Source organism: Kitasatospora sp. NPDC091276, from assembly GCF_040684355.1.
Taxonomy (GTDB): Bacteria; Actinomycetota; Actinomycetes; order Streptomycetales; family Streptomycetaceae; genus Kitasatospora.
In genome coordinates, this window is sequence record NZ_JBFBFU010000023.1 from 104,452 (window position 1) to 116,818 (window position 12,367).

General features: G+C 75.7%; 3 protein-coding genes. All 3 read left to right on the forward strand.

Annotation, left to right across the window (positions count from 1 at the left end; translation table 11 throughout):
• Nucleotides 1–186: 186 nt before the first annotated feature.
• The 3 genes from AB0O19_RS26985 (at nucleotide 187) to AB0O19_RS26995 (ending at nucleotide 12,366) form a co-directional block, all read left to right on the forward strand.
• Entirely contained in the window at nucleotides 187–1,194 is a 1,008-nt protein-coding gene (locus AB0O19_RS26985; protein ID WP_363623121.1) for a class I SAM-dependent methyltransferase, read from the forward strand.
• A 10-nt stretch (nucleotides 1,195–1,204) separates the two neighbouring features.
• Nucleotides 1,205–2,578: a serine hydrolase domain-containing protein gene (locus AB0O19_RS26990; protein ID WP_363623123.1), complete on the forward strand. Its 1,374-nt coding sequence runs from the start codon at nucleotides 1,205–1,207 to the stop codon at nucleotides 2,576–2,578.
• 128 nt (nucleotides 2,579–2,706) lie between these two features.
• Complete coding sequence (locus AB0O19_RS26995) at nucleotides 2,707–12,366, forward strand: amino acid adenylation domain-containing protein (protein ID WP_363623125.1); 9,660 nt, start codon at nucleotides 2,707–2,709, stop codon at nucleotides 12,364–12,366.
• The last annotated feature ends 1 nt before the right edge of the window (nucleotide 12,367 follow it).

Consider the following 12,367-nt stretch of genomic DNA (forward strand, 5'->3'; position numbering starts at 1 on the left):
ACAAGCTCGTTAAGCCAGGCCTTAAATCGGAAAACGGACCCTTCGACTTCGCTTCGTCGAATGCCTGCGGCGGACCGGTAAATCGCGCTGACCTGCGGTTATCGTGCCCTGCTTAAGGAGCTGGAGCCTGCTGTTGGTTCCGGTCGAAACTGATGTCACCTGCCGGAAACCGAACAGGAGGCATCCATGTCGATCACTGAAGTGGCGATACCCGGAGCAAAACTGACATCGGCCGACATCTACAACTCGGCGGTGGCATCCTGGGCAATTGCCGCAGCCTGGGAGGTGGGCGCGCTCGACGAGCTGAACGGCGCCGCCTCTCTGGATGCGGAGGAACTGGCGGAAAAGCTCGGGCTGGACCCGGTCGCGTCCCGCGGGATGTTCCAGGCGCTCGCCTCGGTCGGAGTCGTCACCCGTGATGGCGGCACGATCAGCCCCGGCCCGATCTTCGACGAGGTGAACACCTACCGGTCGTACTTCCACTGGCTCAGCCGGGGCTGCTCCGGTCTTTACACCGAAATGCCCTCGGTGCTCCGAAAAGAGAACCGGGTCGGCTCCTTCTACCACCGGGACGGCGCGGCCATCGGCTACGCCTGCCGCGAGCTGTCCTCGTTCTCGTTCGACCCGGCGTTCTGGGCCGCGATGGACCGGCTGCCGTTCGACTTCAAGGTCGCCGCCGACCTCGGCTGCGGCAGCGGCGAGCGGCTCATCCAGATCGCCAACCGCTACCCGGGCACCCGCGGCCTCGGCCTCGACATCGGCCTCCCGGCCGTCGAGATGACCACCCGTGAGGTGGCCAGGGCCGGCCTGTCCGACCGCATCACCGCTCTCCAGGCGGACGCTCGCGACCTGGCCCCGCATCCCGTCTTCGCGGAGGTCGAGCTGCTCACCTGCTTCATGATGGGCCACGACTTCTGGCCCCGCGAGAACGCCGTCAAGTCGATGCGCACCCTGCGCGAGCGGTTCCCCAACGTGCGCCGCTTCCTGCTGGGCGACACCACCCGCACGGTCGGCTACCCGGACCGCGGGATCCCGCTGTTCAACCTCGGCTTCGAGTCCGCCCACGACCTGATGGGGGTGTACGTGCCCACCCTGGACGAGTGGTACGGGGTCTTCGAGGAGACCGGCTGGAAGCTGGCCGGCGAGCAGCGGATCGAGTCGCCCGCCGCCTCCGTCGTCTTCGAGCTGGAGTGACCCCGACACCATGACGACCACCTCGGCACCCCCCACCAGGAGCGTCGACCCGGCCAGCGCCGGCGGGCTCGGCCGGCTGCTGCACCGACTGATCCGCCGGCACACCGTCCCCGGAGCCCAACTCGCCCTCCTGCACCGGGGCGTGACCTCGGTCGTGACGGCCGGGGAGGAGTGCTACGACAGCGGCCGGCCGGTCACCGCGGGGTCCCGGTTCCCGGTCGGCTCGCTCACCAAGCCGTTCACCGCCGCGCTGCTGACGACCCTGGCGGACGAGGGCGAGGTGGACCCGGACGCCCCGCTCGGCGGGCAGTTCCGCGAGTTCGCGGCGCTGCCCGGGTCGCTCGGCAGCGAACTGACGCTGCGGCACCTGCTCACCCACACCGGCGGACTGCCCGGGAGCCACCCCGCCGAGCAGCCGCCGGCCGACCGCGACCAGTACCTCAGGGAGGCCGCGGCGGCCGTGGTCTGCCCGCCGGGCACGGCCTTCTCCTACTCCAACGTCGGGCTGGTGGCGGCCGGCCGGGTCGCCGAACTGGCCCTCGGCATGCCGTGGGAGGAGGCCGTCACCTCGGTCCTGCTGCGTCCGCTCGGCATCCGCGCGGCCTTCGTCACCGGCTCGGCCGCCGCCGCCGGGCACGTCCCCGGGCACGCCGCGCAGCCGGCGTACGATACCGCCCGCCCGGTGGCCCAGCTGCTGCCGCCGGTGGAGGCGCCGGCCGGCGCGCTCGCGCTCGCCGCCGCGGACCTGCTGCGGTTCGGCACCCTGCTCGCGGACGAACCGGTGCGCCCGCGAGGGCCGCTGCTGCCGCCGCCCCGGGTCACCGAGACGATGCGCCGGATCGAGCCGAACACCGACGCGTTCGGCCTGGCCGACGCTTGGGGCCTCGGCCTCGCGCACTACCTGGCCCCGGACGGCCGGACCTGGGTCGGTCACGACGGCACCGGCGACGGCACCTCCTGCCACCTGCGGGTCGACCCGCAGGAGGGCACGGTCGTCGCGCTGACCACCAACGCGGGCACCGGGCTCGCGCTCTGGGACGACCTGCTGGCCGAACTGGGCGGGGCCGGGATCGAGGTCGGCAGTCACCCGTTCACCCGGCTGCGCGGCGACGCGCCGCCGGCCCCCGACCACCTCCTCGCCGACTGCGCGGGGACCTACCGCAACGGCGCCACCGAGTACCGCCTGGTCCATGACCCGGACGGCCTGCGGCTCGACCAGGGAGGCCGACCGTTCGCCCGGCTCGCCGTCCGGTCGGACCTGGCGTTCTCGGTCGTCGAGCTGACCACCGAGCGGACCGGCTACACCGGCCGCTTCCACCGGGACCCGGACACCGGGCGGATCGACCGCATGCAGGTCGGCGGGCGCTTGGCGGCCCGGTGGTGAGCGGCGGCGCACGGCAGTAACCAGCGTGTTCCGGACTCCCGCGACCCGCGGGAGTCCGAAGCCGTCGTCGGACCGGACGGCCGGGCGGCTGAACGGGCAGAGCAGACCGAAGGGCAGGAGACACGACCATGTCGCACGAGGCGGCTTCCCCGGACGCACGGCTCATCACTGGCACCGACCCGGCGTCGGCGGAGGCGGCGGGGTGGCACGCGGGACCGCCGGCGCCCGCCGCCGGCACCCTGCCCGAGCTGCTGCGCCGGCAGGTCGAGCGGGCCCCGAGGGCGCCCGCTCTGGTGTCCGGGGTCGGCACCCTCTCGTACGCCGAGCTGGACAGCCGGACCAACCGGCTGGCGCACCTGCTGATCGACCGGGGCGTCGGCCCCGGCAGCATCGTGGCGCTCGGCATGGCCCGCGGCGCGGATCTCGTGCTGGCGGCCATCGCCACCACCAAGGCCGGCGCCGCCTACCTGCCGGTCGATCCGGCCTACCCGGCCGAGCGGGTCGCCTACGTCCTCGCCGACGCCTCGCCGCGGCTGCTGCTCACCAACGGCGCCGGTTCGGTCCGGGCCGTCGACGGCCCGCCGGCCGTGCTGGACCTCGCCGACCCGGCCGTCGCCGAGGCGCTGGCGGGCTGCCCGGACACCGACCCGGCCGCGGCCGGGAAGGTCGGGCCGGGACACCCGCTGGACGCCGCGTACGTCATCTACACCTCCGGATCCACCGGGCGCCCCAAGGGCGTGGCCGTGCCCCACCACGGCCTCGCCGCCCTCACCGCCCAGCACGTCGCCCAGCTGGCGGCCGGCCCCGGTTCCCGGGTGCTGCAGTTCGCCAGCCCCAGTTTCGACGCCTCGGTGTTCGAGCTCTCCATGGCGCTGCTCACCGGCGGCACGCTGGTCCTGGCCGATGCCGCGCGGCTGGTACCCGGTCCGGCCTTCGCCGACCTGCTGGCCGAACTGCGGATCACCCACGTCACCCTGCCGCCGGCGGTGCTCGCCACCCTGCCGGACGGGGCGGTCCCGGCCGGCGTCACCGTCGTCACGGCCGGCGAGGCCTGCTCCGCCGCGGTCGCGGCCCGTTGGGCGCCCGGCCGGCTGATGGTCAACGGGTACGGGCCGACCGAGTCCACCGTCTGCGCCACCATGAGCGACCCGATCCCCGGGGACGGCACCGCCCCCGACATCGGACGCCCGGTGACCGGCACCCGGGTGCACGTCCTCGACGAGCGGCTGCGGCCGGTCGCCCCCGGCGCCGTCGGCGAGCTGTACGTGGCCGGGGACGGGCTGGCGCTCGGCTACCTGGGCCGCCCCGGTCTGACCGCCGAGCGCTTCGTCGCCGACCCGTACGGACCGGCCGGCGGCCGCCTCTACCGCACCGGCGACCTCGCCGAGTGGACCGCGGACGGCGTGCTGCGCTACCGCGGCCGGACCGACGACCAGGTCAAGATCCGGGGCTTCCGGGTCGAGCTGGGCGAGGTCGAGGCCGCCGTGCTGACCCACCCGGCCGTCGCCGAGGCCGCCGCCGGAGCACCCGAGGACGAGCGCGGCCACCGCCGACTGGTCGTCCACGTTCGCGCGGAGGCGGGCCTGGCCGCGCCCACCCGGGCCGAGCTCGCCGCCCACCTGCGCCGCACCCTGCCCGAGCACCTGCTGCCCTCCGCGGTGGTTCCGGTCGGGCACTTCCCGCTCAACCCCTCCGGAAAGGTGGACCGCGCCGAACTGCCCGCGCCGGACTGGACCGGCCGCGGGGTCGCCCACGTGCCGGCGGACGGCCCGGTCGAGGAGGCCGTGGTCCGGATCTGGGAGGAGGCCCTCGGCACCACCGGTGTCGGGACCACCGACGACTTCTTCGACCTCGGCGGCGACTCGCTGCTGGGCGCCCGCGTCCTGGCCCGGCTGAAGGCGGAGTTCGGCACCGCACCGAGCCTGCGCGAGCTGTTCGCCGCGCCGACCGCGGGCGCGGTCGCCGCCCTGGTCGGACCGGCCGGGCACATCCCCGCCCCGGTCGGGGCCGTCGCGCGCGACGGCGCGCCGCGTGGCCGCGGCGGCGCCGTGCCGATGTCCTTCGCCCAGGAGAGCCTCTGGTTCCTCCACGACGCCGCCCCGGCCCTGGCCGGGTACGGCGCCGCGGTCGGCATCGAGCTGGCCGGCGAACTGGACGACGAGGCGCTGCGCGCCGCCTTGGGCGCGGTGCTCGCCCGGCACGAGGTGCTCCGCACCACCTTCCGGGCCGGCGAGCACGGCGGCGTGCAGGTGGTGCACGAGCCCGGCGAGCCCGCGCTCGACGTGGTCGATCTCACCGCGCTGTCGGCCGGGAAGGCGGCGGACGAGCACGAGCGACTGCTCGCCGAGGCGACGGCCCGTCCGTTCGACCTGGTGGCCGGGCCGCTGCTGCGCGCCCTGCTGATCCATCTGCCCGGGCAGCGGCACGTGCTGGTGCTGGACCAGCACCACATCGTCACCGACGGCTGGTCCACCCGCGCCCTGCTCCGAGAGCTCTTCGAGCTCTACGGCCGGGCCGTGCACGGGCCGCTCGGCCCGGTGGCGCCGGCGCCCGACCAGTTCGCCCGCCACGCCGCCGACCAGCGCGAACGGGCCCGGGCCGGCGCCTGGGACGCCGACATCGCGTACTGGCGCGAGCGGCTCGCGGACCTGCCGCCGCTCGACCTGCCCGCCGACCGGCCGCGCTCGGCGGCCCGCACCGGCGCCGGCGCCCTGCACCGGTTCCGTGTCCCGGCCGAGCTGGCCGCCGGGCTGCGCGCCCTGTCCCGGGCCCGTCGGGCCACCGTCTTCATGACGCTGACCGCCGCCGTGCACGTCCTGCTGGCCCGGCACAGCGGCCAGCGCGACTTCGCGCTCGGCATCGCCACCGCCGGCCGCCGCGACGGCGTGGACGACGACACCCAGGGCTTCTTCGCCAACCTGGTGCCGCTGCGCACCGCGCTCGACCCCGCCCGGCCGTTCGGCGAACTCGTCGACGCCGTAAGGGAGTCCACCCTGGTCGCGGTCGAGCACGGAGAGGTGCCGTTCGACCGGCTGGTCGAGGCGCTGCGTCCGGTCCGCGAACCGGGCCGGATGCCGCTGGTGCAGGCCGCCGTCACCTACCAGGAACCGCTGCTGCGCCCCGGGGCGGCGGCCGCCGGGCTCGACCTGGCCGAGGCCGAACTCCCGCGATCCTCCTCGCGGTTCGACCTGCTCTTCGAGTTCTGGAACCACGGCGACACGCTCGGCGCCGACATCGAGTACAGCACCGACCTGTTCACCGCTGCCACGGTCGCCCGGCTGGCGGACCACCTGCTCGGCCTGCTCCGGTCGGCCGTCGCCGACGCCGGCGCGCCCGCCGGGGAGCTCGCCCTGGTCGGCGCGGAGGACGCCGGGGCCCGGCGGGCCCGGGCCGACTGGCACGACACCGAGACCACCTACCCGCGCGATGCCCGGGTCCACGAGCTGTTCGAGTACGTCGCCCGGCTCCGCCCGGATGCCGTCGCCCTGGTGCACGAGGAGACCGCCGTCCGCTACGGCGAGCTCAACACCCGGGCCAACCGGCTGGCCCGCCGACTGGCAGCCGCCGGGGTCGGGCGCGGCACGCTCGTCCCGGTCTGCGCCCGGCGCTCGCCAGGGATGGTCGTCGGGCTGCTGGCGGTGCTCAAGGCCGGCGGCGCCTACGCGCTGCTCGACACCGGCCTGCCGGTCGAGCGGCTGCGGCTGATGATCGAGGACCTGGCCGCGCCGGTCGCACTCGTCGGGGCCGACGCCGAGGCGACCGTCCGGGCGGCCTGGCCCGCCGCGGGCGACCCGGTCCTGCTGTCGCTCACCGACCCGGCCACCGACGCCGAGGACGACTCCGACCCGGCCGTCCCGGGCAGCGCCGAGGACCCGGCGACGGTGATGTTCACCTCCGGCTCCACCGGTCGGCCCAAGGGTGTGCTGGCGGCCCACCGCGCCACCGTGCGCACCTTCGTCGGCACCGACTACGCCCGGTTCGGGCCGGACGAGGTGGTTCTGCAGTCGGCGCCGATCTCCTGGGACGCGTTCTCCCTGGAGCTGTTCGGCGCGCTGCTGCACGGCGCCCGCTGCGTCCTCCAGCCGGCCCCCACGCCCGAGCCGGAGGCGATCGCCGAGCTCGTCGAGCGGCACGGCGTCACCACCCTGTGGCTGTCCTCCAGCCTGTTCAACGTGATGGCCGAGGAGTACCCGGGCGTCTTCGGGACGCTCCGCCAGGTGCTGACCGGCGGCGAGGCGGTCTCGGTCGAGCACGTCGGCCGGGTGCTGCGCCGCCACCCCGGGCTGCGCCTGGTCAACGGCTACGGACCGGTGGAGTCCATGGTGTTCGCCACCACCCACCGGATCACCGAGCGGGACCTGGAGCGGGCCTCGGTGCCGATCGGCCGCCCGCTGGCCAACACCCGGGTCCACCTGCTGGACCAGGACGGACGGCCGGTGGCGGACGGCGTGCCCGGCGAGCTGTACCTGGCCGGCGACGGTCTGGCGATCGGCTACCTCGGCCGGTCCGAGCTGACCGCCGAGCGGTTCGGCCCCGCGGTCTTCGACCCGGCCGAGCGGCTCTACCGCACCGGCGACCTGGCCCGGATGCTGCCCGAGGGCGTGCTGGAGTTCCTCGGCCGGGCCGACGACCAGGTCAAGGTGCGCGGCTTCCGGATCGAGCCCGGCGAGATCGTCGCCGCCCTGCTGCGGCTGCCGGAGCTGGCCGACGCCGCCGTCCTGGCACTGCCGGACGGCGCGGGCTCCAAGCGCCTGGTCGGCTACCTGGTGCCCCGGGACGCCGAGCAGCGCCCGGACATCGCTGTGGTGCGCGCCGCGTTGGCGCAGCACCTGCCCTCGTACATGGTGCCGTCCGCCTTCGTCACGCTGCCGGCGCTGCCGCTGAACGCCGCCGGGAAGCTCGACCGGGCCGCCCTGCCGGTGCCCGAGGCCGACGCCGGGCGGGCCTACCTGGCGCCGCGCGACGAGAAGGAGCGGCTGCTCGCGGAGACCTGGGCCCGGCTGCTCGGCGTGGAACAGGTCGGTGTCGAGGACAACTTCTTCGAGCTGGGCGGGGACTCCATTCTCACCATGCGGGTCGCCGCCCGGGCCCGCGCCGAGGGGCTCTCCCTGCGCTCCGGCGACGTGATGCGGCATCAGACCGTCGCCGCACTCGCCGCCGTGGCGGTCTGGGCCCGCGACGAGGCGCCCGCCGCCGAACAGGGCCCGGTCGAGGGCGAGCTGCCGCTCACCCCGATCCAGCGCTGGTTCCACGGCACCGACCCGGCCCGGCCCGGGCACTTCGACCAGACCGTCCGGGTCGAACTGGCCCCCGGAGTCGACGAGTCGGCCCTGGAGCGGGCGCTGCGCGCCCTGTTCGCGCAGCACGACGCGCTGCGGCTGCGCTTCGCCGGGGCCGTCGGCCACCACGCGCCCGGCCCGGGCGGCCCCCTGCTGCACGTCGTCGACCTGGCCGGCCTGCCGGTCGACGAGCAGGACCGCCGGATCGACGACATGGCCGAGCGGGCCGAGGAGTTCGACCTCGCGGAGGGCCCGCTGTTCGGTGCCACCCTGCTGCGCGGCGACACCGGGCGCCCGGACGTGCTGGTGCTGGCGGCCCACCACCTGGTGGTCGACGGCGTCTCCTGGCGCATCCTGCTGGAGGACCTCGCCGACGCCTACCGGCAGGCCGCGGTCGGCCGGGAGGTGCGGCTCGGCGCCAAGACCACCTCGTTCCGGGCCTGGGCGCTCGACCTCGAAACCCGCACCGCCGCCGGAGAGTTCGAGCCCGAGCGGGCGTACTGGGACGGCGTGCCGGACCCGGCGACGCCCCGGCTGCCGCGCGACCGGGCAGGCTCCAACACCGCGGCTTCGACCCGCACGCTGACCGTCCGGCTGACCGCCGCCGAGACGGACGCGGTGCTCCGGGAGCTCCCGGCCCGCTACCGGGGCGGCCCGGACGACGTCCTGCTGAGCGCGCTCGGCACCGCGCTGGCCGCCTGGACCGGCCTGCCGAAGGTGCTGGTGGACCTGGAGGGCCACGGCCGGACCGAACGGGACGGCACCGACCTGTCCCGCACCGTCGGCTGGTTCACCGCCGTGTACCCCGTCGCCCTCGACCTGCCCGACCCGGCCGCCGGCTGGCCGGCCGTGCTCAAGTCCGTCAAGCAGCGACTGCGGGACGTCCCCGGCGGTGGCCTCGGCCACGGCGCGCTGCGCGACGCGGCCGCCCACCGCACCGAGCGCGACCGCGCGCCCGAGGTGAGCTTCAACTACCTCGGGCGCTTCGAGGAACTGCCCGAGGGCGGCCCGTTCGAGGCGGGCACCCGGCCACGGATGTGGCTGCGGCAGTCCCCGGAGTCGGTCCGTCCCCACCTGCTCGACGTCATCGCCGTCCTCGGCGACGGCGGCGCCCTGGAGCTGCTCTGGCAGTACTCCGACCAGGTGCACGAGGAGGCCACCGTACGGCGCCTCGCCGAGGCGACCGCCGACGCGCTGCGCGCGCTGGCCGCGCACGCGGGCGAACCCGGAGCCGGCGGCCGGACCCCCTCGGACTTCCCGCTGCTGCGGCTGGACCAGGCCGCGGTGGACCGGCTGGCCGGTGACGGCCGAGCGGTGGCGGACCTCTACCCGCTCACCGCGATGCAGGCCGGCATGCTCTTCCACTCGTTGGAGGCCGCCGCCGAGACCGGCGGTCAGGACGCCTACTTCGCCCAGTTCGCCTTCGTGCTGGACGGTGTGGACCGCGTCGACCTGCTGGAACGCGCCTGGCGCAGCACCGTCGACCGAACCCCGGTGCTGCGCACCACGGTCGCCGACACCGGGGCCGGCGGGTTCGTCCAGCGGGTGCTGCGGACCGTCCCCACCCCGCTGACCGTGCTGGACTGGAGCGGACTGGACGAGGCCGGACGGGCCGAGGCGTTGGAACGGCTCTTCGCCGCCGACCGCGCGCTCGGCGTGGACCTGGCCGACGGCCCGCTCACCCGGCTCACCGCGGCCCGGCTGGACAGCGGCTCGTTCCACCTGCTGTGGACCTTCCACCACGCGCTGCTGGACGGCTGGAGCCTCTACCAGGTGCTCTCCGACCTGTTCGCCGAGTACGCGGCGCTGCGCGCCGGCCGGCCGTCCGCCGCCGTCGAGCGGCCGCCGTTCCGCGACTACGTGGCCTGGCAGCTTGCTCGGGACACCGACGAGGCGCAGCGGTACTTCACCGAGCGGCTGGCGAGCCTGACCACCGCCACCCCGCTGCCCTTCGACCGCAGGCCGACCGGCGAGCACCGGGTCAGGTCCTCCGCGCGGCTGCGGGTGGAACTGCCGGCCGAGCTGTCCGCCCGGGTCTACCGGGCCGCGCGGGACCGGCAGGTCACCGTGAACACGGTGGTCCAGGGCGCCTGGGCGCTGCTGCTGTCCCGGCTGTCCGGGCAGGGCGACGTCTGCTTCGGCGCGACCGTCTCCGGCCGCCCCAACGACCTCGACGGCGCGCCGGACATGGTCGGGCTGTTCATCGGCACCCTGCCGGTCCGCGCCCTCGCGGACCCGCGGGCCGAGCTCGGGCCCTGGCTGCGCGAGCTCCAGCAGGAGCAGGTGCGGGCCCGCGTCCACGAGCACCTGCCGCTCACCGCGATCCAGGCCCGCAGCGGGATCGCTGCCCCGGCCAGGCTCTTCGACAGCGTGCTGGTCTTCGAGAACTACCCGGTGGACGACGCCGCGCTCACCGTCGGCGGCCTCGCCCTGCGCGACGTGAGCGCCGACGCCGAGACCACCAACTATCCCGTGGCGGTGGGCGTCTACCCGACCGAGCGGCTGACCTTCTCGTTCGCCTACGACCCCGCCCTGTTCGACGAGCGGACGGTGCGGACCTTCGCCGACCGGCTCGGTCTGCTGCTGGGCGGCATGGCCGAGCCGGAGCGGGACGTGCCGACCCGGCTGGTGGACCTGCCCTGGCTGACCGAGGACGAGCTGCGGCGGCACCTGACCGGCCACGACGACACCGCGGTCGCCGTGGACCGCACCACCGTGCCGGAGCGGATCGCCACCCAGGCCCGGCGCACTCCCGCGGCGCTCGCGCTGACCGGCCCCGACGGCCGCCTCGACTACGCCGACCTGGCCGCGCGCTCCGACGCGCTGGCCGCCCGGCTGCGCGCCGCCGGGGTCGGCACCGAGGACGTGGTGGCCGTCGCCATGCGGCCCTCCGCGCTGCTGGTGGTGACCCTGCTCGCGGTGTGGAAGGCCGGCGCCGGATACGTGCCGCTGGACCTCCAGCACCCGGCCCGGCGGCTCGGCGCCCTGCTCGCCGAGTGCGGTCCGGTGCGGCTGCTGGCGGACGCCGAGGGCGCGGCGGCTCTGGACGGCGAGGCGCCGGCCGGCTGCCCGGTCGACCTGGTGGACCTGGCGGGCCTGGCCGGCCCGTACGACCACACCGGGGTCGTCCGACCCGCCCCGGCGGACACCGCGTACGTGCTCTACACCTCCGGTTCGACCGGCACCCCCAAGGGCGTGGTCGTCGAGCACGCCTCGCTGGCGCACTACCTGGCCCACGCCGCCGACGCGTATCCGGGCCTGCGCACCTCGGCCCTGCTGCACTCCTCGATCGCCTTCGACCTCACCGTCACCGCGCTGTGGACCCCGCTGACCCAGGGCGGCACGGTCGTGGTGTCCCCGCTGGAGCCGGACGCGCTCGCCGAACTGGCCGCCGCCGGCACCGCGGTGGGCTTCGTCAAGGCGACGCCCAGCCACCTTCCGCTGCTGGAGCGCCTGCCCGACGTGGCGGCCGGCTCGGCCGACCTGGTGGTCGGCGGCGAGCAGTTGCCCGGCGAGAGCCTCGCCGGCTGGCGGGCCCGGCACCCCGGCAGCGCGGTGATCAACGAGTACGGGCCGACCGAGGCGACCGTGGGCTGCATCGTGTACCGGGCCGAGCCCGGGCAGCCGCTCGCCCCGGGCGCCGTCCCGATCGGCCGGCCGATCCGCAACACCCGGGTCCACCTGCTCGACGGCACGCTGCGCCCGGTGCCCGACGGCGTCACCGGCGAGCTGTACCTCGGCGGCGACGGCCTGGCCCGCGGCTACCGGGGCCGTCCGGCGCTGACCGCCGAGCGGTTCGTCGCCGCCCCGTTCGGTGCGCCCGGCGGACGGCTCTACCGCACCGGCGACCTGGCCCGGCGCCGCGCCGACGGCGTGATCGAGTACCTGGGCAGGGTCGACGACCAGGTGAAGGTGCGGGGCTTCCGGATCGAACTCGGCGAGGTGGAGAGCGCGTTGACCCGCCACCCGGGCGTCGCCGCGGCCGCTGCCACGGTCGCCGACGGGGTGCTCGGCGGGCACGTGGTGACCACCGGCGGCCCGGACGCGCCGGACGCGGCCGAGCTGCGCCGCTTCCTGGCCGGGCTGCTGCCCGAGCACATGGTCCCGGCGGGCTTCGCCTTCGTCCCGGCGCTGCCCCTCACCCCCAACGGCAAGGTCGACCGGGCGGCGCTCGGCCGACCCGCGGAACGGCCCGCCGAGCCCGCGGCACCGGAGCCGCGGGAGCTGCTGACGCCCACCGAGCAGGCCCTGGCGGACATCTGGTCGGACGTCCTGGAGGTGGCGCAGGTCGGCCCGGACGACGACTTCATCGGCCTGGGCGGGGACTCCATCCGGAGCCTGGGCGTGATGGCGAGCGTCCGCAGGGCGTTCGGGATCTCCCTGTCGCCGCGGGAGGTCATGACGGCCCGGACCGTCTCCGAGCTGGCGGCGCTCATCGAGGACAAGGTCCTGGCGGACATCCTGGCCGCCGAGGGACTGGCGGACACCGGCACGAGCAGCGAGGCATGAG

Coding starts and splice junctions, on each gene's coding strand:
- AB0O19_RS26985 (WP_363623121.1), top strand. CDS start 187: ATGTCGATCACTGAAGTGGCGATACCCGGAGCAAAACTGACATCGGCC.
- AB0O19_RS26995 (WP_363623125.1), top strand. CDS start 2,707: ATGTCGCACGAGGCGGCTTCCCCGGACGCACGGCTCATCACTGGCACC.
- AB0O19_RS26990 (WP_363623123.1), top strand. CDS start 1,205: ATGACGACCACCTCGGCACCCCCCACCAGGAGCGTCGACCCGGCCAGC.